Annotated in this window: 19 protein-coding genes; 17 read left to right on the top strand and 2 right to left on the bottom strand. The window is 63.4% G+C overall.

Annotated features, from left to right (window positions below):
• Positions 1–39 precede the first annotated feature (39 nt).
• On the bottom strand, positions 40–1,296 hold the full coding sequence (locus ASF04_RS04140) for a dicarboxylate/amino acid:cation symporter (protein WP_040378054.1): 1,257 nt from the start codon (positions 1,294–1,296) through the stop codon (positions 40–42).
• Between the two features lie 262 nt (positions 1,297–1,558).
• On the opposite strand from ASF04_RS04140, the gene ASF04_RS04135 reads away from it, so the two are divergent.
• From ASF04_RS04135 to ASF04_RS04095, 9 genes are all read left to right on the top strand, one after another.
• Positions 1,559–2,284 (top strand): amino acid ABC transporter ATP-binding protein, encoded by a 726-nt coding sequence (locus tag ASF04_RS04135; protein ID WP_056138324.1) that lies wholly within the window; start codon positions 1,559–1,561, stop codon positions 2,282–2,284.
• Between the two features lie 46 nt (positions 2,285–2,330).
• Positions 2,331–3,251 carry an amino acid ABC transporter substrate-binding protein gene (locus ASF04_RS04130; RefSeq protein ID WP_056138322.1) on the top strand — a complete coding sequence of 307 codons (921 nt, stop codon included), beginning with the start codon at positions 2,331–2,333 and terminating at the stop codon, positions 3,249–3,251.
• An 18-nt stretch (positions 3,252–3,269) separates the two neighbouring features.
• On the top strand, positions 3,270–4,001 hold the full coding sequence (locus ASF04_RS04125; protein ID WP_056138320.1) for an amino acid ABC transporter permease: 732 nt from the start codon (positions 3,270–3,272) through the stop codon (positions 3,999–4,001).
• On the top strand, positions 4,001–4,693 hold the full coding sequence (locus tag ASF04_RS04120; protein WP_056138319.1) for an amino acid ABC transporter permease: 693 nt from the start codon (positions 4,001–4,003) through the stop codon (positions 4,691–4,693). Before ASF04_RS04125 ends, ASF04_RS04120 begins: the two co-directional genes overlap by 1 nt.
• Positions 4,694–4,736: 43 nt before the next feature.
• A complete protein-coding gene (locus ASF04_RS04115) occupies positions 4,737–6,182 on the top strand; it encodes an amidohydrolase family protein (protein ID WP_056138317.1) in 1,446 nt (481 codons plus the stop codon).
• Positions 6,183–6,345: 163 nt separating this feature from the next.
• Positions 6,346–7,398 carry a dihydroorotase gene (gene pyrC / locus ASF04_RS04110; RefSeq protein ID WP_056138315.1) on the top strand — a complete coding sequence of 351 codons (1,053 nt, stop codon included), beginning with the start codon at positions 6,346–6,348 and terminating at the stop codon, positions 7,396–7,398.
• A gap of 3 nt (positions 7,399–7,401) precedes the next feature.
• Positions 7,402–8,190 (top strand): DUF3025 domain-containing protein, encoded by a 789-nt coding sequence (locus ASF04_RS04105; protein ID WP_056138314.1) that lies wholly within the window; start codon positions 7,402–7,404, stop codon positions 8,188–8,190.
• Between the two features lie 184 nt (positions 8,191–8,374).
• Positions 8,375–9,370: a Gfo/Idh/MocA family protein gene (locus tag ASF04_RS04100; RefSeq protein ID WP_056138313.1), complete on the top strand. Its 996-nt coding sequence runs from the start codon at positions 8,375–8,377 to the stop codon at positions 9,368–9,370.
• Between the two features lie 68 nt (positions 9,371–9,438).
• Positions 9,439–10,656, top strand: coding sequence for an MFS transporter (locus ASF04_RS04095; protein WP_056138311.1), 1,218 nt, complete (start codon positions 9,439–9,441; stop codon positions 10,654–10,656).
• A gap of 146 nt (positions 10,657–10,802) precedes the next feature.
• Here ASF04_RS04095 and recG read toward each other — a convergent pair whose 3' ends face one another.
• Positions 10,803–12,869: an ATP-dependent DNA helicase RecG gene (gene recG, locus ASF04_RS04090; protein WP_056138308.1), complete on the bottom strand. Its 2,067-nt coding sequence runs from the start codon at positions 12,867–12,869 to the stop codon at positions 10,803–10,805.
• 134 nt (positions 12,870–13,003) lie between these two features.
• Between recG and queA the strand changes: the two genes are divergently transcribed.
• The 8 genes from queA to ASF04_RS04050 all read left to right on the top strand — a co-directional run bounded on the left by queA (position 13,004) and on the right by ASF04_RS04050 (position 22,685).
• On the top strand, positions 13,004–14,029 hold the full coding sequence (gene queA / locus ASF04_RS04085) for a tRNA preQ1(34) S-adenosylmethionine ribosyltransferase-isomerase QueA (protein ID WP_019923581.1): 1,026 nt from the start codon (positions 13,004–13,006) through the stop codon (positions 14,027–14,029).
• A gap of 14 nt (positions 14,030–14,043) precedes the next feature.
• Positions 14,044–15,183, top strand: a complete 1,140-nt coding sequence (tgt, locus tag ASF04_RS04080; RefSeq protein ID WP_019923582.1) for a tRNA guanosine(34) transglycosylase Tgt — start codon at positions 14,044–14,046, stop codon at positions 15,181–15,183.
• 127 nt (positions 15,184–15,310) lie between these two features.
• Positions 15,311–15,646, top strand: coding sequence for a preprotein translocase subunit YajC (gene yajC / locus ASF04_RS04075; RefSeq protein ID WP_019923583.1), 336 nt, complete (start codon positions 15,311–15,313; stop codon positions 15,644–15,646).
• Positions 15,647–15,727: 81 nt separating this feature from the next.
• Complete coding sequence (gene secD, locus ASF04_RS04070) at positions 15,728–17,590, top strand: protein translocase subunit SecD (protein ID WP_056138306.1); 1,863 nt, start codon at positions 15,728–15,730, stop codon at positions 17,588–17,590.
• Between the two features lie 15 nt (positions 17,591–17,605).
• Positions 17,606–18,628 (top strand): protein translocase subunit SecF, encoded by a 1,023-nt coding sequence (secF, locus tag ASF04_RS04065; protein ID WP_056138304.1) that lies wholly within the window; start codon positions 17,606–17,608, stop codon positions 18,626–18,628.
• Between the two features lie 194 nt (positions 18,629–18,822).
• Positions 18,823–19,515, top strand: a complete 693-nt coding sequence (locus ASF04_RS04060; RefSeq protein WP_056138302.1) for a gluconate 2-dehydrogenase subunit 3 family protein — start codon at positions 18,823–18,825, stop codon at positions 19,513–19,515.
• 9 nt (positions 19,516–19,524) lie between these two features.
• The gene (locus ASF04_RS04055; protein ID WP_056138300.1) at positions 19,525–21,303 is read left to right on the top strand and encodes a GMC family oxidoreductase; all 1,779 of its coding nucleotides are present in this window, start codon (positions 19,525–19,527) and stop codon (positions 21,301–21,303) included.
• A gap of 8 nt (positions 21,304–21,311) precedes the next feature.
• Complete coding sequence (locus ASF04_RS04050; RefSeq protein WP_056138298.1) at positions 21,312–22,685, top strand: cytochrome c; 1,374 nt, start codon at positions 21,312–21,314, stop codon at positions 22,683–22,685.

Here is a 22,685-nt window from a genome sequence, read left to right as displayed (position 1 = left end):
GCCTGAACGGGCTTTTCTATTTCAGAGCGCTGCGCTCAATTACGCAGCATCCTTGATCATCTCTTCGTCGCCGGGATGGGCCAATTCTCCCTCCCACTTGGCGACCACCGCAGCGGCCACACCGTTACCGACCACGTTGGTGGCCGACCGCGCCATGTCCAGGAAGTGGTCGATACCGAGCAGCAGCAGCAGTCCCGCTTCCGGGATATTGAACTGGCTCAGGGTAGCGGCAATGACCACCAGCGACGCGCGCGGCACACCGGCGATCCCCTTGGACGTTACCATCAGCACGGCCATCATGGTGATCTGCTCGGCCAGGGTCATCTCGATGCCGTAGGCCTGGGCGATGAACACGGTGGCGAAGGTGCAATACATCATCGAGCCGTCGAGGTTGAACGAGTAGCCGATCGGCAGCACGAACGAGGCGATGCGGTTGCGCACGCCGAAACGCTCGAGGCCTTCCAGCGTCTTCGGATAGGCCGCTTCGCTCGACGCGGTGGAGAACGCCAGCAGGGCCGGGCCGCGCAGCTCGCCCATCAAGGCAAATACGCGCTTTTTCAGGAACAGGAAGCCGGCAAACATCAGCAAGCCCCACAGGATCATGATGCCCAGGTAGAACTCGGCCATGAACACGCCGTACGTGGACAGCACGCCGAGGCCACTCTTGGCGATGGTGCCGGCAACAGCGGCAAACACCGCGACCGGCGCGAACGCCATCACGTAGCCGGTGACCTTGAGCATGATGTGGGCCAGGCCGTCGAGCGCGTCGATCAGGATGCGGGCTTTTTCGCCGATGGCGGCAGCGGCGATACCGAAGAACAGCGAGAACACGACGATCTGCAGGATCTCGTTCTTGGCCATGCCATCGACGATGGACGCCGGCACCAGGTGGGTGACGAAGTCTTTCAGCGACAAGGACGACGCCACGATACCTGTGTTGGACGCAGCGGTGGACATATGGCCCAGCAGCGCATCACCAGGGCGGAAGATGTTGACCAGCACCAGGCCCAGGCTCAGCGACATGACCGAGGCCAGGAAGAACCAGCCCATGGTTTTCAGGCCGATACGGCCCACTTCGCTTGCATCTCCCATGCGGGCGATACCGACCACCAGGGTGGCGAATACCAGCGGGGCGATGATCATCTTGATCAGGCGCAGGAACACGGTGGTCAACAAGGACATCGAATCAACGAAACCGGTGGGCGTAGCCACGTTGGCGTTGACGAAATAGCCGGTAATAATGCCTAGCACCAGGGCAAGCAGGATGTAGGTGGTCAATCGGCTTTTTTTCTGCATGTTCTGAGCTTCCCTGTGATAGTGTCTCTGTGGACGTTGCTTGCCGCAGAAAGATTCTGCGCCAGCGCAATCTGGTTCAAAATAAAGTCATTTCCTCCAGGTGCGGAGGTATGATCCGGTCAATGTCAACCTTGTGAGTTGATGAAACATTGAGCAATCTGTTGAGCAAGTGACGCAGTATCCTTGGGGCCAAGGTCACTGTCAAGCTTGCGTGGACACCGTTCCACATCGATTCTTTCCGCGCTCCCGGGGCGACAAAAATATGATAGCGATCAGTAATCTCAGCAAATGGTATGGCCAGTTCCAGGTCCTCACCGATTGCACCACCAACGTTGCCAAGGGCGATGTCATGGTGATCTGCGGCCCGTCCGGCTCCGGTAAATCGACGCTGATCAAGACCGTCAACGGTCTCGAGCCATTTCAACAAGGCAACATCACGGTCGATGGCATTGCGGTGGGCGATCCGCGCACCGACCTGCCCAGGTTGCGGGCCCGGATCGGCATGGTGTTTCAGAACTTCGAATTGTTCCCGCACCTGTCGGTGCGGCAGAACCTGAACCTGAGCCAGGTCAAGGTCCTGGGCCGCAGCGAGGAAGAAGCTACCGCGCGCGGCTTGCTGTACCTGGACCGGGTAGGGCTGTTGTCGCAGCAGGACAAGTTTCCCAACCAGCTGTCGGGCGGCCAGCAGCAGCGCGTGGCAATTGCCCGCGCCTTGTCGATGGACCCGATCGCCATGCTGTTCGATGAACCGACTTCGGCGCTCGATCCCGAGATGATCAACGAGGTGCTCGACGTGATGGTGGGGCTGGCGCAGGAAGGCATGACCATGATGGTGGTGACCCACGAGATGGGCTTTGCGCGCAAGGTGGCCAACCGCGTGGTGTTCATGGACCAGGGCAAGATCCTCGAGGATTGCGGCAAAGACGAGTTTTTTGGCGCGCCGCGTTCCGAGCGCGCCCGCGAATTTTTAGCGCGTATTATTCACTAGAAGGGCGGCAGCGCCGCCGGCATTGTTTTCACCTCAGGGAGGAATCATGTCTTATCTTCGCATCGCCACCATTGTCACCACCTCAGCCGCCTTGGCGGTCTCTGCCACTGCCAGCGCCCAGGACCCGGGCGGCACGCTGGCCAAGATCAAGCGCACCAACACCATCACGCTGGGCGTGCGCGACGGCTCGATTCCGTTTTCCTTCCTCGACGACCGCCAGCGCTACCAGGGTTATTCGATCGACCTGTGCATGAAGATCGTGGCGGCCGTGCAGAAACACCTGAATATGAGCGGGCTGAAGGTGGTCACCAACCCGGTCACCGCCGCCAACCGCATTCCGCTCATGGCCAACGGTACCATCGACCTCGAGTGCGGCTCCACCACCAACAACGCCGAGCGGCAACAGCAGGTGGCGTTCGCGCCCACCATGTTCGTGATCGCCAACCGACTGCTCACCAAAAAATCGTCCAATATCAATTCGCTGGCCGACATGAAAGGCAAAACCCTGGTGGCCACCGCCGGCACCACCACCCACAAGCAGATGACCATGCTCAACGCCGAGCGCAAGCTGGGCATGAAGATCCTGGTCGGCAAGGACCACCCCGAATCGTTCCTGATGCTCGAAACCGGCCGCGCCGTGGCCGAGGCCAACGACGACATCCTGCTCGCTGGCCAGGTCGCCACCGCGCGCAACCCGGACCAGTACGTGATCGGCGCCGAGGCGCTGTCGGTCGAACCGTACGGCATCATGCTCAGAAGGGGCGATCCCAGGTTTAAGGCCGTGGTCGATGGCGCGCTGACCGACTTGTACCGGTCCGACGAATTCCCGAAAATCTACGCCAGGTGGTTTACCAGAGCGATCCCGCCGCGCGGCATCAACCTCAACTTCCCGATGTCGGCGCAACTGAAGGCGGCCATCGCCAAGCCGACCGATTCGCCCGACCCGGCCGCCTACGCGGTGAAGTAATCATTCTCTGGCGCCGCCATGGACTACCACTGGCACTGGGCCATCTTCGGCGAACTCTCGCCGGACGGCGTGCGCCCCTACTGGCAAACCCTGGCGGACGGCCTGGGCTGGACCCTGGCCACGGCGCTGGCCGGCTGGGTGATGGCGCTGGCGCTTGGCTTTGCCATCGGCGCGGTGCGCACGCTGCCCTCGCCGTGGTGGCGCCGGCTCGGTACCGCGTACGTGGAGCTGTTTCGCAACATCCCGCTGCTGGTGCAGATGTTTTTATGGTACTTCGTGGTGCCCGAGGTGTTGCCGATTACGTTGGGGGAGCGCGTGAAGGCCATGCCCAATGCGCCGTTCGTCACCGCGGTCGTGTGCCTGGGCTTTTTCACGTCGGCGCGGGTGGCGGTGCAGGTGACGGCCGGTATCGAGGCCCTGGCCGGCGGTCAACGTTTGGCCGCGCTGGCGCTGGGCCTCGATCTGCGGCAAACCTACCGCCACGTGCTGCTGCCGCTGGCGCTGCGCATCATCATGCCGCCGCTTACCAGCGAATTCCTCAACATCATCAAGAACAGCTCGGTGGCGCTCACCATCGGCCTCGTCGAGCTGACCGCCAGTGCGCGCGCCTTGCAGGAGTTTTCGTTCCAGGTGTTTGAAGCGTTTGCTGCCGCCACCGTGATCTACGTGCTGCTCAATCTGCTGGTGACGGCTGCCATGCACCGGCTCGAACGCCGGCTGGCGCTGCCGGGTACGCTGGGAGGCCGCTGATGTTAGCCGATTTCGATGTCGATGTGATCGCCCGCTCGTGGCTGTACCTGTTTCAGGTCGGCATGGCGTTCACCGTGCAATTGACGGTGCTGGCCATGTTCGGAGGCGTCGTGCTGGGCACCTTGCTGGCGCTGGCGCGCCTGTCGGGTTTTGCGCCGCTGGTGCTGGCGGCCAGCGCGTACGTCAACCTGGTGCGCGCGGTGCCGCTGGTGCTGGTGATCTTCTGGTTTTATTTTTTGGTGCCATATGTGGCGGCCTGGCTGATTGGCGCGCACGAACCGGTCAAGGTGGGCACCTTCTGGTCGGCCTTGATCACGTTCACGCTGTTCCAGGCAGCGTATTACTGCGAGATCATGCGCGGTGGCATCCAGGCAATCCCGCGCGGCCAGGTGCTGGCAGCGCAAGCGCTGGGCCTGCGCTACTGGCAGGTCATGGGCCGCGTGGTGTTGCCGCAAGCGCTGCGCAACATGCTGCCGGTGCTGCTCACGCAAACCATCGTGCTGTTCCAGGATGTCTCGCTGGTATATGTGCTGTCGGTGCCGGACTTCGTGGGCGCCGCCAGCCAGATCGCCCAGCGCGATGGCCGGCTGGTTGAGATGTACACCTTCGTGGCCGTGGTGTATTTCGTGCTGTGCTGCGCACTGTCGTGGCTGGCACGTCGGCTGCAAGACAGGGTCGCCATCGTGCGGTAGGCTCTGCTACCATGCCCGCTTTGCAGCCTCGACCGGAACTCCCATGCCTGCCTTGACCAAACTTGCCAGCGCCATGCTGGCCCTCGGGACGCTCGCCAGCGCCCATGCCGCCGACAAGATCGCCGCCGACCTGGTGCTCACGCAAGCGACCCTGATCGACGTTGCCGGCGGCCAGGCCGTGCGTGGCAAATCGGTAGTGCTCAAAGGGGATCGCATTATCGCCGTCGTCGCTGACCGCGACCTGCCCAACTATGCCGCGCGCCGCACCATGCGCTTGCCGGGCAAGTATCTGATGCCGGGCCTGTGGGACACGCACGTGCACTTCGGCGGCGGGCCGGCGCTGATCGACGAAAACAAGAATCTGCTGCCGGTGTACCTGGCCTACGGCATCACCACCGTGCGCGATTGCTCGGGCGACCTGCCTGACACCGTGCTGTCGTGGCGCGACCAGATCAACCACGGCGAGCTCGAAGGCCCCACCATCTTCACCTCGGGCGCCAAGCTCGAAGGTTACAAGCCGCTGTGGAAGGGCACCATCGAAGTGGGCACGCCGGAAGAAGTGGGCAAGGCGCTCGACCGCCTGCAGGGGCAGAAAGTAGATTTCGTGAAGATCACCGAGAACACGCTCAAGCCCGAGCTGTACCTCGAAGCGCTGCGGCAGGCCAAGGAGCGCGGCATGCGCACCTCGGGCCATATCCCGGTGCAAAAGACGCTGGCGCAAATGTTCGACGCTGGCCTGGGCACGGTCGAGCATCAATCGTACCTGCTGCGCGCGGCCACTCCGCGCGAGGCCGAGCTCACCGCGCAAGTTGCCGCCGGCGCCTTGACCGGCAAGGAGGCGATGAAACTGAGCCTGGCGAGCTACGACGAGCCGACCGCGCGCGCATCGTTCCGCTACATGGCATCGAAGGGGACGGCGGTGGTGCCGACATTGTCGGTGTCGCGCGTGGTGGCCTACCTCGACACGGAAGACCACAGCCATGACGAGGCGCTGCAATACATCGGCCCCGGCCTGCGCGCCACCTACGACTGGCGCGTGCAGCGTGCGGCCCAGGACAATCCCGAGCAGGTCGCACTGCGCAAGGCCACGTTCGAAAAGTCCGCCGCGCTGCTGCCGATCCTGGCGCAGGAAGGCGTGAGCATCATCGCCGGCACCGATGCCGGCTTCTTGAACTCCTACGACTACCCGGGCCAGGCACTGCACGACGAGATCGGCCTGTACGTCAAATACGGGCTGACGCCGGCGCAGGCGCTGCAATCGGCAGTCATCGCCGGCCCGCGCTTCCTGGGCAAGCTGGACCGTTACGGCAGCCTGGAAGCAGGCAAGACCGCCGACCTGCTGGTACTGGACGCCAACCCGCTGCAAGATATCGCCGCCACCCGGCAGATCCGCACCGTGGTCAGCCGCGGCAAAGTCTATGACCGCACCATGCTTGACCAGTTGCTGGCTCAGGCAAAAGCCAACGCCAAGGTCGGCGCCGCGCACTAATTCAGAGGCAGTTCCGATATTTGAACTCGGCCCAGCGCTATTTTGCCGAGATCGTGTCCGAATGTCGGCACTGACCCCGAAGGCTCGGGTTGTCGGGGTAAAATATCGCCATTCCGCCGTTTTAGCCATCCTGGCAGCCCGAAAACCGCCTGAAAGCCCCGCCATGTCCGACTTCGAAACCCTCCCCGACAGCATCACCATCACCCGTCCCGACGACTGGCACCTGCACCTGCGCGATGGCGCCACGCTGGCCAGCGTGCTGCCGCATAGCGCGCGCCAGTTCGGCCGCGCCATCGTGATGCCGAACCTGAAGCCGCCGGTCACCACCGCTGCTGCTGCCGTCGCTTACCGCGAGCGCATCCTGGCCGCGCTGCCGGCGGGGATGGCATTCGATCCGCTGATGACGCTTTATCTCACCAACAACACGCCGCCGGAAGAAATCGTGCGCGCCATCGACAGCGGCGTGGTGCACGCAGTGAAACTGTACCCGGCTGGCGCCACCACCAATTCCGATGCCGGCGTGACCGACATCGCCAACTGCTACAAGACCCTGGAAAAAATGCAGGAACTGGGCATGCCGTTCCTGGTGCACGGCGAGGTGACCGACCAGGACATCGACCTGTTCGACCGCGAGGCGGTATTCATCGAGCGCGTGATGCGTCCGCTGCGCCGCGATTTCCCAGCCCTGAAAATCGTGTTCGAGCACATCACTACCAAGGAAGCGGCGCAGTACGTGGCCGAGGCCGAAGGCCCGATTGCGGCCACCATCACCGCCCACCACCTGCTCTACAACCGTAACGAGATTTTCAAAGGCGGCATCCGTCCCCATTACTACTGCCTGCCGGTGCTCAAGCGCGAAGAGCACCGCCTGGCGCTGGTCACCGCCGCCACCAGCGGCGACGAGCGCTTCTTCCTCGGCACCGACTCGGCGCCGCATGCGCAGGGCGCCAAGGAAGCCGCTTGCGGCTGTGCCGGCTGCTACACCGCGCTGCACGCGATGGAGCTCTACACCGAAGCCTTCGCCCGCGCGGGCGCCCTCGACAAGCTCGAAGCCTTCTCCAGCTTCAACGGCCCGGACTTCTACGACCTGCCGCGCAACACCGGCACCATCACCCTGAAGCGCGAGCAGTGGACGCTGCCCGACCTGCTGCCGATGGCCGACCAGCAAGTGGTGCCGCTCAACGCCGGCGAAACCATCAACTGGAAAATGGTGTAAACAGTGCTGTCGGTGATCGACTGGTCGCAGCCCTGGTACGACGCTGTGCGCGACGCAGCCGTCTGCCTGGCAGCCGATCGCCACTTCCGCGACAGCTTCACCGCGCAGGCGGCGGCTCTGGGCCTGCGCAACCACGCCGGCCTGCCGCTGTCGTTCGTGCCGCAGGAGGCGCTGCCCGATGGCACCGCGTACGAGGAGTTCATCGGCGCCACCGGCGGCGTGCCCACGCGCGACAACCTGCACGATTTTTTCAACGGCCTGGTGTGGCTGAGTTTCCCGCGCATCAAGGTACAGTTGAACGCCTTGCAGGCGGCGCAGATCGCCCGCGACGGCGTCGGTAAGTCGCGCGGTCCCGCGCGCGACGGTGCCACCATTTTTGATGAAAACGCGGCGCTGCTGGTAGTGCGCGATAGTGCTGCCGGCCAGGCGTTGACGGCAGCGCTGCGCGAGCACCGCTGGCGCGAAGCGTTCCTCGAACGGCGCGCCAGCTTCGGTCCCGACGCCCAGGTCTGGCTGTTCGGCCACGCGCTGATGGAAAAGCTGGTGGCTCCGCGCAAGGCAATCACCGCCCATACGCGCGTGGTGGTGGCCGGCGACGAATTTTTTACGTTGGACCACGTCGCACGCCGTGCCTGGATCGATGCCACCGTGGCCCGGCAACTCGCTGCGGAAACCATCACCACCGCAGGCTTTACGCCGATGCAGGCACTGGGCGTGCCGGGCTGGTGGCCCGAGCAGGACGAGGCGTTCTACGCCGACCAGGCGGTGTTCCGGCCCAAGCGCCAGGCCTGACGCTTTGGCCGCACCGGCCATCGCCTTCAGCGCCATCAACGCCATCAACGCCATCAACGCCAGGCGCAGCGGTCGGTGCCCGCCAGCGACGAGCGTCCAGCGTGACCCTGCACGCGCGCTCCGCAGTACAATGTCATTCCGATATCGACCACCATCGCCGCCGACGCGGCAGAAAGAGCACGCCATGACGCAGGACATCCGCTGGGGCATACTAGGCACCGGAAAAATCGCCAAGGCCTTTGCCACCGCTTTGCAGGACACGCCCGGCGCACATCTCGCCGCCGTTGCTTCGCGCAGTGTAGATAGCGCTACCAAATTTGGCGCCGAGTATGGCGCACAGCGCTGCCACGGCAGCTACCAGGCGCTGGCCGACGATCCCGAAGTCGACGTGGTGTACATCGCCACGCCGCACCCGATGCACCACGAGAACGCGCTGATGTGCCTGAACGCGGGCAAGGGCGTGCTGGTGGAAAAATCGTTCACCATGAACCGCCGCCAGGCCGAAGACATCATCGACCTGGCCCGCGCCAAAAACCTGTTCGTGATGGAAGCGATGTGGACCCGCTTCATGCCGGCCGTGATCGAGGCCAAACGCATCGTCGACAGCGGCGAGATTGGCACCCCGGCCAATATCACTGCCGACTTCGGCTTCACGTCCGACGCCGGTCCCGAACACCGCCTGTTCAATCCCGAGCTCGGTGGTGGCGCGCTGCTCGACCTGGGAATTTATCCGCTGTCGATCGCCTCGTTCTTCCTGGGCGGCGTCGCCAGCGTCAAGGCGCAGGCGCAAATGACGGATACCGGCGTGGACATGCAGACGGCGTTCACCCTGATGCATGACGGCGGCGGCCTGTCGTCGTGCGTGTGCAGCCTGCGCTCGCGCACGCCCACCGAGCTGACCATCTCCGGCACCAAGGGATTCGTCCGTCTCGCCGACCGCTTCCACAACACCGAGGCATTCAGCGTGACCGTGGTCGATGGCGCCAGCCGCACCGAGCGCACCGTCAACGTGCCGCGCAGCGGCAACGGCTACACCCACGAGGCGCAGGAAGTAGGCCGCTGCCTGCGCGCCGGCCTGATCGAAAGCCCGGTGATGCCGCACGCTGAAACGCTCAATCTCATGGGCACGCTCGACGCCATCCGTGACCAGATCGGCCTGCGCTACCCCGCCGACCGATAACCTCTCAAGCGCGGGCGGCGCATAGCCGTTACAATCGCCTGATGTCGTTTTGATCACCAGGATGCCCCATGTTCCTCGCCACCCGCGCGCCTTCCCTGAAAACCGTGCTGCTTGCCACCGGCGTCGTGCTGACGCTGGCCATGGGCGTGCGCCACGGTTTCGGCTTCTGGATGCAGCCGATCTCGCAGGCCAACGGCTGGACCCGCGAGACCTACTCGCTGGCGATGGCCTTGCAAAACCTGTTGTGGGGCGTGTTCGGTCCGTTTGCCGGCATGGCGGCCGACCGCTTCGGCACCATGCGCGTGGTGCTGGTTGGTGCGCTGTCGTATATGGCCGGCCTGGTGTGGATGGCGCTGGTCACCGATCCCACCTTATTCGTGATCGGCTCGGGCGTGTTCATTGGCCTGGGGCTGGCGTGCACCGCGTTCGGTGCGGTCAGTGGCATCATCGGCCGCACCGCGCCGGTCGATAAGCGCTCGTGGGCGTTCGGCATTTCGGGCGCGGCCAGCTCGTTCGGCCAGTTCGTGCTGATGCCGGTCGAGCAGCAATTGATCTCGGCGGTCGGCTGGCAGCACGCATTTTTCGTGCTGGCGGCGGTGGTCGTGGCGCTGATGGTGCCGATGGCGTTCTTCCTGCGCGAGCCGGCCACAGTCCACGACGACGGTCCGCGCCAGAGCATCGGCGAAGCGTTCGGCGAGGCCACGCGCAACCGCTCGTTCCTGCTGCTGGTGGCCGGCTACTTCGTGTGCGGCTTTCAACTGGTGTTCATCGGCGTCCATCTGCCGGCGTACCTGAAGGACAAGGGCGTGATCGATCCGAGCGTGGCGGTGATGGCGCTGGCGCTGATCGGTCTGTTCAACATCGTCGGTTCCTACCACGCGGGCAAGCTCGGTGGGCGGCTGCCCAAGCGCTACCTGCTCTCCGGGATCTATTTTTTGCGGGCGCTCGTGATCACCGCGTTCGTGCTGCTGCCCTTGTCGCCGCTGACCGTGTATCTGTTTGCCGCTGCCATGGGCGTGCTGTGGCTGTCCACGGTGCCGCTCACCAACGGCATCATCGCCGGCATCTTCGGCGTCAAGCACATGTCGATGCTGGCGGGGATGGTGTTCTTCTCGCACCAGGTGGGCAGCTTCCTCGGCGTGTGGCTCGGCGGCTACCTGTATACGCTGTTGGGCAGCTACGACGTGGTGTGGGGGATTTCGATTGCGCTCGGTGTGGTGGCTGGCCTGGTCAACCTGCCGATCAACGAACGCCCGCTGGTGCGTGGCGGCTTGCAGGCGGCGTGACATGAACCTCTGGCTTTGGCGCGGCGTGATTGCGGCGGTGCTGGCGCTGGTGTTCGTGGCGTATTTGCAGCCGGGGTTTGTGGTGGACTTGGCGAACCGGGTTTATATGTGTTTTTGACCGGGGACTTCAAAGGCGCGCATATTCGTTATACCTTCAGGAACTCCTCGCGTCCACCGAGCCAGCGCGATAAGTGCGCCTCCACCGTTGCCGTTTTCTCCGGCGTGCCCGCATGGAGCAGGTCGTGCGCCACGTCGCGGGCCTGGTCCACCAGCCAGCCGTCCGTCTCCAGGTCGGCAAAGCGCAGCATCGCCTGCCCCGACTGGCGTGCACCCAAAAACTCGCCGGGCCCGCGTATCTCCAGGTCGCGTCGGGCGATCTCGAAGCCGTCGGTGGTTTCGCGCATTGTCATCAAACGCTGCTTGGCGATGCCGCCCAGCGGGCTCTGGTACAGCAGCAGGCAGACGCTGGCCGCCGAACCCCGGCCCACGCGCCCGCGCAGCTGGTGCAGTTGCGACAGGCCGAAACGCTCGGCGTGTTCGATCACCATCAGCGACGCATTGGGTACGTCCACGCCTACCTCGATCACGGTGGTGGCCACCAGCACCTGCATTTCGTTGGCCGTGAAGGCATCCATGATGGCCTGCTTTTCCGCCGGCTTCAAACGGCCGTGCACCAGTCCCACGTTGAGGTCGGGCAGGGCTTCGGCCAGCAGCGCGTGGGTGTCGGTGGCCGTTTGCAGTTGCAGCGCTTCCGATTCCTCGATCAGCGGGCACACCCAGTACACCTGGCGACCCTCGAGCGCCGCCGCGTGCACGCGTTCGATCACTTCGTCGCGGCGGTTCTGGTCGATGGTGCGGGTGACGATCGGCGTGCGGCCCGGCGGCAGTTCGTCGATCACCGACACTTCCAGGTCGGCGTAATACGTCATGGCCAGTGTGCGCGGAATCGGCGTGGCCGACATCATCAACTGGTGCGGAATCGCGCCTTCGTTGCCCTTGTTGCGCAAGGTCAGGCGCTGGCCCACGCCGAAGCGGTGCTGTTCATCGACGATCACCAGCCCCAGGTTGGCAAACACCACCGCCTCCTGGATCAGCGCATGCGTGCCGACGACGAGCCGCGCCTCGCCCGATTCGATCATGTCGTAGGCGGCCTGCTTGTCCTTTTTCTTCAGGCTGCCGGTCAGCCACGCCACCTTCACGCCCAGCGGCTCCATCCACGCGGCGATCTTGCGGAAGTGCTGCTCGGCCAGGATCTCGGTGGGCGCCATCAGCGCGGCCTGGAAGCCGCTGTCGATGGCCTGGGCGGCGGCCAGCGCCGACACCACCGTCTTGCCGCTGCCCACATCCCCTTGCAGCAGGCGCTGCATCGGGTACGGCTGGCGCAGGTCCGCGCGGATTTCGGCCAGCACGCGCTGCTGCGCGCCGGTCAGCTGAAACGGCAGCGCGGCCTGGAACTGGGCGGACAACTGGCCTGCCACCTTCAGCACCGCGGCGCCTTTCGAGCGGCGTGCGTGCTGCGCGCGTTTGAGGGACAGCTGCTGCGCCAGCAGCTCGTCGAATTTCACCCGCGTCCACGCCGGGTGCGAGCGGTCGGCCAGGGCGTGCTCATCGACCTGCTGCGGCGGATAGTGCAGCAGTTTGACGGCCGGTTCGAAGTCGGACAGCTGCATCGCTGCGCGCAGGTCGGCGGGCAGGGTGTCGGTCCAGTCCACGCGCTTCATGGCGTCGCCGATGGCGCGGCGCAGGATCGGTTGCGACAGGCCTTCGCCGGACGGGTACACGGGCGTAAGCGACGTGGGCAGCGGCGCGCCTTCGTTGACGATCTTGTAGGCCGGGTGGACCATCTCGGCGCCGAAGAAGCCGTGCTTGAGTTCTCCGCGCGCGCGCACCCGCGTGCCCTCGGCTAGCTGCTTGACCTGGCTGCCGTAAAAATTCATGAACCGCAGTTGCAGCTCTCCCGTGCCATCCGAGATATGCACCAGCAGCTGGCGGCGCGGCTTGAAGGTGATCTCGTTCTTGACCACCACGCCCTCGACCTGCGACGTGTCGCCGCCATGCAGGCGCGCCTCCTCGATGGTGATGACTTGCGTCTCGTCCTCGTAGCGCATGGGCAGGTGCAGCACCAGGTCCATGTCGGTATGCAGGCCGAGCTTGGCCAGCTTCACCTGCGGGCTGACGGTCTTCTTGACGGGTTTAGATGGGGCGACGGGCATATTGGAGCATTTTTCGAACACTAGCGTAAAATAGAGGGTTGGCCGTAACAAACCCGAAGCAGCAACGCCGGTATTGTAAGGCTAGCCATCCGTAGAAGCACACCCGATTCTTCAACCGTTTTCACAAGTTCGCCATGTATTCGCTTTCCGATTTCGATTTTAACTTGCCCCAGGAGCGCATCGCGCAATTTCCGCTGCCCGACCGCAGCGCTTCGCGCCTGCTGCACCTGGACGGCGCGCAGATCATCGACCGCCAGTTCGCCGACATCGTGGGCCTCCTGCAGGCCGGCGACCTGCTGGTGATGAACGACACGCGCGTGCTCAAGGCCCGCTTTTTCGGCACCAAGGAAAGCGGCGGCAAGGTCGAAGCGCTGGTCGAGCGCGTGCTCGACAACCGCACCGTGCTGGCGCAGGTGCGCGCTTCGCGCTCGCCGTTGGCCGGCACGAAGATGCGCCTGGCCGACGCCTTCGACGTTACCGTCGGCGAGCGCGCCGGCGAATTTTTCACGCTGCATTTCGACGCCGACGTGTTCGACCTGATCGAAGCGCACGGCCGCCTGCCGCTGCCGCCGTACATCGAGCACGATGCCGATTCGTTCGACGAAACCCGCTACCAGACGGTGTTCAACAAGGTGCCGGGCGCCGTGGCTGCGCCCACGGCCGGCCTGCACTTCGACCAGGCGCTGCTCGATACATTAAAGGCGAAAGGCGTGAACTTCGCGTTCGTGACCTTGCACGTGGGCGCCGGCACCTTCCAGCCGGTGCGCAATGAAGTGCTGTCCGAGCACCAGATGCACACCGAGTGGTACACCATGCCGCAAGAGACGGTGGACGCAGTGCGCGCCACCCGTGCAGCCGGCCGCGACGTGGTGGCAGTCGGTACGACGAGCCTGCGCGCGCTGGAATCGGCGTCGCAAAGCGGCCAGCTGGAAGCGGGCAGCGCCGACACCGCGCTGTTCATCACGCCCGGCTACCAGTTCAAGACCGTCACGCGCCTGATCACCAATTTCCACCTGCCCAAGTCCACCCTGCTGATGCTGGTGTCGGCCTTTGCAGGTTTTGAAGAGATCCGCACCGCCTACGCGCATGCGATCGCCAACGAATACCGCTTCTTCAGCTATGGCGACGCCATGCTGCTGACGACGCAAGCACGAGCATAATTAAGGAATACGCAATGTTGGAATTCAAGCTACACAAAACCGATACCACCGGTCTCACCCACGCCCGTCGCGGTGAAGTCAAACTCAACCACGGCGTGGTGCAGACCCCGATCTTCATGCCGGTCGGTACCTACGGCTCGGTGAAAGCCATGTCGCCGCTGGAACTGAAGGAAATCAACGCCCAGATCATCCTCGGCAACACCTTTCACCTGTGGCTGCGCCCAGGCAACGACGTGATGGCCAAGTTTGGTGGCTTGCACGACTTCATGGGCTGGGACAAGCCGATCCTGACCGACTCGGGCGGCTTCCAGGTGTTTTCGCTCGGTGCGATGCGCAAGATCACGGAAGAGGGCGTGCACTTCAATTCGCCGATCAACGGCGACAAGCTGTTCCTCTCGCCTGAGGTGTCGATGCAGATCCAGCGCGTGCTCAATTCCGACATCGTCATGCAGTTCGACGAATGCACGCCATACGAGATCGACAAGCGCCCGGCTACCATCGAGGAAGCGGCCAAGTCGATGCGCATGTCGCTGCGCTGGGCCCAGCGCTCGCACGACGAATTCCACCGTGGCGAAAACCCGAACGCGCTGTTCGGTATCGTCCAGGGCGGCATGTTCGAGAACCTGCGCGACGAGTCGCTGGCCGGCCTCGAAGCCATCGACTTCCCGGGCCTGGCCATCGGCGGCCTGTCGGTGGGCGAGCCGAAGGAAGACATGATGCGCATCCTGCAGCACGTCGGCCCGAAACTGCCGGCCAACAAGCCGCACTACCTGATGGGCGTGGGCACGCCGGAAGACCTGGTGGCCGGCGTGTCGCACGGTGTCGATATGTTCGACTGCGTAATGCCGACCCGCAATGCCCGCAACGGCTGGATCTTCACCCGCTATGGCGACATCAAGATCAAGAACGCGCGTTACAAGGAAGACAAGGAGCCGTTCGACAGCACCTGCTCCTGCTATGCCTGCAAGAACTTCTCGCGCGCCTATCACCACCACCTGAACCGCACCCAGGAAATCCTCGGTGCGCGCCTCAATACCATCCACAACCTGCATTATTACCTCGACATCATGCAGCAAATGCGCGATGCCCTCGATGCCGACCGTTTCCCGGCATGGGTGCAGCAATTCCACGCCGACCGCGCGCGCGGGGTTTAAATTTTTAGCTGACAGGCTTGTAAGTCTTGTAAAAGAAATTAAGCCACCAACATGACCGGAAGTCCTAGCGCCTTCCGGCCAGTGCTAGAATACAGCGCTGTTTTTTCAAACTATTATCGGAGTCACTGTGTTTATATCCAACGCTTACGCCCAATCCAACCCTCTCGAGTCGCTCGGCGGCGCCGGCGGCTTCCTGGGCCAATACGGCTTCCTGATTCTGATGTTCGTGGCAATGTACTTCCTGATGATCCGTCCCCAGATGAAGCGCGCCAAGGAACAAAAGACCATGATGGAAGCGCTGGCCAAGGGCGATGAAGTCGTGACCGCTGGTGGCGTTCTGGGCCGTATCTCGAAGATTTCGGACCTGTACCTGACCATCGAAATCTCGAACGGCGTGGAAATGACCGTGCAAAAAAGCTCGGTGACCATGGTCCTGCCGAAAGGCACGCTCAAGGCGCTGTAACCGGCCCAGGCCCCGGCCCGCTTTGTCGCACGACAGGCGGGCCGTATTGCATCCGACGCCTAACCCTGAACGTTGAACAATATGAATCGCTATCCCGTCTGGAAATACATACTCATTGCCGTCACCATCCTGCTGGGTGCGCTTTACTCCGCGCCCAACTACTTCGGCGAATCGCCGGCAGTGCAGGTGACAAGCGGTAAATCGACGCTCAAGCTGACGTCCGACATGGTCGCCAAGGTCGATGACGTGCTCACCCGCGAAAAAATCCCGCACAGCGAACTCTCCTTCGATGGCACCGGCACCTACGCTTCCGTGCGCGTGCGCTTCCCCGATCCCGACACCCAGTTCCGCGCCAAGGCCGTGCTGGAAAAAGGCCTGAACGCCGATCCTGAAGATCCATCGTACCTGGTGGCGCTGAACCTGCAACCGGATACCCCGAAATGGATGCAAACCCTGCACGCGGCGCCGATGTACCTCGGCCTCGACCTGCGCGGCGGCGTCCACTTCCTGATGCAAGTCGATACCAAGGCCGTGCTGGCCAAGCGTTTGCAGGGTATGCAGGCTTCCGCCCGCAGCCAGCTGCGCGACAAGAATGTGCGCCACGCCGGTATCGAGCGCTCGGGCGACACCATCGTCATCAACTTCCGCGACAATGAAACCCGCCAGAAGGCCAAGGCCGTGCTGGGCGAGCAGATGCCGGACGTGACGTTTGCCGACGCCGGCAGCGACACCGACCTGAAAACCGTGATCAGCCTGAAAGCTGCCGCACTCAAGCAGACCACGGACGAAGCCGTCAAGCAGAACATCTCGACCCTGTCCAAGCGTGTCAACGAGCTGGGCGTGGCCGAACCGATCATCCAGCAACAAGGTCCCGACCGCATCATCGTGCAACTGCCAGGCGTGCAGGACGTGGCGCGCGCGCGTTCCGTCATCGGCCGCACCGCCACCCTGGAAATCCGCATGGTCGACGAATCGATCACGCCGGGTACCGAGCTGACGTCGGCGGTTCCGCTGAACTCGGAACTGTTTACCGTCGGTAAAGGCGTACCGGTCGTACTGACCAAGGACGTGGTGCTGACCGGCGACTACATCTCCAGCGCCACCGCCAGCTTCGACCAGAACCAGCAACCGGCCGTCGGCATCGACCTGAACGGCGATGGCGGCCGCCGCATGCGCGACGCCACCAGCACCCGCGTGGGCAAGAAAATGGCCATCGTGCTGTTCGAGAAGGGCAAGCCGGAAGTGCTGTCGGTTGCCACCATCCAGAGTGAACTGGGCAGCCGCTTCCAGATCACCGGCATGGGCAATGCCGAGAATTCGGCCGAACTGGCGCTGCTGCTGCGCTCGGGCGCGCTGGCCGCACCGATGGAAGTGATCGAAGAACGCACGATCGGCCCGCAACTGGGCGCCGAGAACGTGACCAAGGGTATGCACTCGACCATGTACGGCTTTGCCGCCGTGGCGATCTTCATGATTGCGTACTACATGATGTTCGGCCTGTTCAGCGTGTTTGCGCTGGCGTGCAACCTGCTGTTGCTGGTGGCCTTGCTGTCGCTGCTGGGCATTACCCTGACCCTGCCGGGCATGGCTGCTATTGCGCTGGCACTCGGCATGGCGATCGACTCGAACGTGCTGATCAATGAACGGGTGCGCGAGGAGTTGCGGGCCGGGGCGTCGCCGCAGGCGGCCATCACGGCCGGTTTCGACCGCGCCTGGGCCACGATTATCGACTCCAACGTCACCACCCTCATTGTCGGTCTGGCGCTGCTGGTATTCGGTTCCGGTCCGATCCGCGGCTTTGCCGTGGTGCACACGCTGGGCATCCTGACGTCGATGTTCTCTGCGGTGTTCATCATGCGCGGTGTGGTCAACCTCTGGTACGGCCGCAAGAAGAAGCTGCAATCGATCGCCATCGGCACCATCTGGCGTCCGGACACCAAATAATTCGAGGCATAGCAAATGGAATTTTTCCGCATCAAGAAAGACATACCGTTCATGCGGCATGCCCTGGTGTTCAACGTCATTTCGGCGTTGACCTTCGTGGCGGCCGTGTTCTTCCTGTTCCACCGCGGCTTGCACCTGTCGGTGGAATTCACCGGCGGCACCGTGATGGAGCTGAAGTACCAGCAACCGGCCAACCTCGAAGGGATACGCGACTCGCTGCGCGGCATCGGCTACGAGCACCCGGAAGCGGCCGGCTTCGGCACTGCGCACGACGTGCTGCTGCGCCTGCCGGTGGTGAAGAACATCAGCGCCAAGGATGCTTCGCAACTGGTCTACGAGACCCTGTGCAAGGCTGAAAAAGGCGCGCTGACCCAGATCGACAACGTCAACGCCAAGGGCGAACACGTGGTCAAGCAGGCCTGCATGAGCGCCTCCGGCGCCGAAGCGGTCGAGCTGCGCAAGGTGGAGTTCGTCGGCCCGCAGGTCGGTGAAGAACTGACCCAGAACGGCCTGAACGCGCTGGTGATGGTGGTGGTGGGCGTGATGATTTACCTGGCCATCCGCTTCGAGTGGAAATACGCCGTCTCGGCCATCATCGCCAACCTGCACGACGTGGTCATCATTCTCGGCTTCTTCGCGTTCTTCCAGTGGGAATTCTCGCTGACGGTGCTGGCCGGTATCCTGGCCGTGCTCGGTTACTCGGTCAACGAATCGGTCGTGATTTTCGACCGGATCCGTGAAAACTTCCGCAAGTCCCGCAAGGCCAGCGTGCATGAAGTGATCGACAACGCGATCACGTCCACCATCTCGCGTACCATCATCACCCACGGCAGCACCCAGATGATGGTCCTGGCGATGCTGTTCTTCGGCGGCCCGACGCTGCACTACTTTGCCATGGCGCTGACCATCGGCATCTGCTTCGGTATTTATTCGTCGGTGTTCGTGGCGGCAGCGATTGCCATGTGGCTCGGCGTCAAGCGTGAAGACCTGATCAAGCCGGTCAAGGAAAAAGACGAGACCGACGGCGCAGTGGTGTAAGCCCCCCGCCTGTTCCCGGCACAAAGCCGCTTCCCTCGGGAGGCGGCTTTTTTTCGCCTGTACCTGTGGTCAGTAACAACGCGTAGTCAAATCCGTATCGTGCGCGAGGCCGATGGATGTAGGCGTAGGATGTCAATTCGTCACTTACTTTATTTATGTACTTTTGGTACTGCAAGTCGAATAAAAGGGTTCTCATGAAAACCATTGGTATCTCTCCGCACCGCCGCAGCTTCCTGCGCAAGGCGGTCACCGCCGGGCCAGCCGTCGCCCTGGTCGCTGCCGCCGGCGTTGGCGTGGCGGCCAGCAGCAACACCCAGCCCGCCTATCGCCCTGCCTACTTCACCGCAGCCGAGTGGGCCACGCTGCAAGCGCTGGTCGATCGCCTGATCCCGGCCAACAGCGACGGCCCCGGCGCGCTTGAAGCGGGCGTGCACGAATTCATCGACCTGCAGATGAACACGCCGTATGCATACGGCAAGCTGTGGTTCATGCAGGCGCCGTTCGTGCCCGAGTCCCCGCCCGAGTTCGGCTACCAGTTCCACATGGCGCCGCGTGACCTGTACCGCAGCGCCCTCGCAGGCCTCGAGCACGCGGTCCAGGCCAAGCTGGGCAAGGCTTTTACTACGCTCGATGCAGCGCAGAAAGATGCCGTGATCGGCGAACTGGAACAGGGCACGCTGGCCATCGGCGCCGTGCCGCCGAAGACCTTCTTCGGCCAGTTGCTGCAAAACACGCGCGAGGGGTATTTCAGCGACCCCGTCCACGGTGGCAACAAGGACATGGCGGCCTGGAAAATGATCAACTTCCCCGGCGCCCGCGCCGACTACATGGACTGGGTCGAGCAATACGGCAAGCACTATCCGCTGCCACCCGCCTCGATCGCGTAAGGAAACAGCATGGCAGATATCACACTCAAAAAAGTCGAGGTCGTCATTGTCGGCTTCGGCTGGACCGGCGCCATCATGGCCAAGGAATTGACGGAAGCGGGCATGGAAGTGCTGGCGCTCGAGCGCGGCGCGTTCCAGGACACGTACCCGGACGGCGCCTACCCGAAGACGCTGGACGAACTGACCTATATCCAGCGCTCCAAGCTGTTCCAGGATTTGTCGAAAGGCTCGTTCACGTTCCGCCACGACGTCGGTGGCGTGGCGGTCCCGTACCGCCAGATCGGCGCGTTCAAGCCGGGCACCGGCGTCGGTGGCGCCGGCCTGCACTGGTCGGGCCAGCACTGGCGCGTGCTGCCGGAAGAACTGAAACTGCGCACGCATTACAACGAGCGCTACGGCAAAAAATTCATCCCCGAAGGTATGACCACCCAGGACTTCGGCGTGTCTTTCGAGGAGCTGGAGCCGCACTTCGACTTCGTCGAAAAAGTCTTTGGCACGTCGGGCGTGGCCTACCGTGTCGATGGCAAGGTGGTGGGAGAAGGAAACTTCTTCGAACCAAGCCGTTCTGACCACTACGCGCTGCCGCCGCAAAAAGTGCCGTACACGGCGCACCTGTTCCACAAGGCCGCTGCCGAAGTGGGCCTGCACCCATTCGTGGCGCCGTCGTCGAATGCGTCGCAACCGTACGTGAATCCGTATGGCTGCCAGATGGGGCCGTGTAACTTCTGCGGCTTCTGCTCCGGTTTTGCCTGCTACAACTATTCCAAGGCGTCGCCGCAGGTAAACATCATGCCGGCGCTGCGCAAGGCCGCGAACTTCGAGCTGCGCCCGCACTGCAATGTGCTGCGCATCAATCTCGACAGCAGCAAGAAAAAGGCCACCGGCGTCACGTACGTGAACAAGGACGGCAAGACTGTCGAGCAGCCGGCCGACCTGGTGATCGCCAGCACCTTTGCCTACAACAATGCCCACCTGTTCCTGGTGTCGGGCGTCGGCAAACCGTACGACCCGGTGAAAAACGAGGGCGTGGTGGGGCGCAATATCGCCTATCAAACCATGTCCACCGTGCAGATGTTTTTCGATCCGAACAAGAACACCAATCCCTTTATCGGCTCCGGCGGCAACGGCGTGGCGGTCGATGATTACAACGGCGACCATTTCGACCACGGGCCGCTCGGCTTTGTCGGCGGCTCGCCCGCGTGGTGTAACCCGGCCGGCGTCAAACCGATTGCCGGCATCCCGGTACCGGACGGCACGCCGTCGTGGGGCGCGGGCTGGAAGCGCGCGGTCAAGGACAACTACACCAACACGGTATCGTTCGACGTGCACGGCGCCAACATGGTGTACCGCGACTGCTATGTCGATCTCGACCCGACTTACACCGACCAGTTCGGCCAGAAGTTGTTGCGCTTCACGTTCGACTGGCACGACAACGACATCAAGATGAGCCGCTATGTCACCGACAAGATGCTCGCGGTCGCCAAGGCCATGAATCCGAAATCGATCCACGTGTCGGTGAAAAACTTCGGCGACCACCTGGACCTGCGCAACTACCAGACCACGCACTGGGCCGGCGGCACCGCGATGGGCACCGATCCCAAGATCAGCGTACTGAATCGCTACCTGCAAAGCTGGGACGTCTACAACGTGTTCGCGGTCGGATCGAGCGTGTTCCCGATCGGGATCGGCTACAACCCGACCGGCCTCGCTGCCGCCCTGACGTACTGGTCGGCCAAGGCGATCCGCGAGCAGTACCTCAAAGATCCCCGTCCCCTTGTTGCCGTATGAGACCGTCCATGACCCATTACCTCACCAAATCACTGGCCCTGCTGGGCCTGGCGCTGGCGACCTCGGCCTGGGCTGCGCCCGATGCCAAACTGATCAAGCAGGGCGAATACCTGGCCCGCGCCGGCGACTGCTTCGCCTGCCACAGCGTGACCGGCGGCAAGCCGTTCGCTGGCGGCCTCGGCATAGAGACGCCGATCGGCAAGATCTATTCGTCCAACATCACGCCTGACAAGAAGGCCGGCATCGGCACCTGGAGTTTCGAAGACTTCGACAAGCTGATGCGCACTGGCGTGACCAAGGCCGGCTACACCGTCTATCCGGCCATGCCATACCCGTCGTACTCGCGCCTGAGCCAGGCCGACATGCAGGCGCTGTACGCGTACTTCATGCACGGCGTCAAGCCCGACCCCACGCCGAGCCGCGATTCCGACATCGTCTGGCCGCTGTCGATGCGCTTTCCGCTGGCGATCTGGCGCTGGGCGTTCGCGCCCAAGCCCGAGCCGTACCAGCCGCCCGCCACCAACACGGCCAACGCCCAGATCCTGCGCGGCGCCTACCTGGTCGAAGGCCTGGGCCACTGCGGCGCCTGCCACACGGCGCGCGCGGTGACCATGCAGGAAAAAGCCTATACCAGCAACGGCAATACCGACTTCCTGGCCGGCGGCCAGGTGATCGATGGCTGGAACGTGCCATCGCTGCGCAACGAGCACGGCGGTGGCCTGGCGCGCTGGAGCACGGCTGACATTGTCGATTTCCTCAAGACCGGACGCAACGGTCACACGGCATCGTTCGGCGCCATGAACGACGTGGTCGCGCACTCGACCCAGTACCTGAGCAACGAGGACCTGACCAGCATGGCCGTGTATCTGAAATCGCTGCCGGCCAATAACCAGGCCAAGCCGTTCGTGGCCGACGCCAAGGTGGCCACGCAGCTGTTCAACGGCCAGCCCGCCACGGCAGGCGCGCTGCTCTACCTGAACAAGTGCGCGGGCTGCCACCGTTCGGACGGCAAGGGTTATGGCACGGCGTTCCCGGCACTCGCGGGCAACGCGGTATTGCAGGGCAAGGATGCGACCTCGGCGATCAACATCATCCTGTCGGGCGGCGCGGTGCCATCAACCCACACGGCGCCGTCGGCGCTGACCATGGCGCCGTATGCGAAAGAGCTCAACGACCAGCAGGTGGCCGACGTGGTCAACTTCATCCAGACCAGCTGGGGCAACCAGGGCGGTACGGTGGTGGCCAAGGACGTGGCCAAGGTGCGCAAGATCGCCATTCCCGTCAAGCCGTTGACGGCAGCGGCGTTTGCGGCGGGACGCGAGGGCACGGTGCCGCAGCCGGTATCGCGGCCGAGCAGTGTCGATAAGCTCGACAACAAGTAA

Origin of the sequence: Duganella sp. Leaf61 (assembly GCF_001421905.1) — a bacterium.
GTDB classification, from domain to species: domain Bacteria; phylum Pseudomonadota; class Gammaproteobacteria; order Burkholderiales; family Burkholderiaceae_D; genus Rugamonas; species Rugamonas zoogloeoides.
The sequence above is the reverse complement of the archived record's forward strand: the minus strand, read 5'-3'. Positions and strand labels throughout refer to the sequence as shown.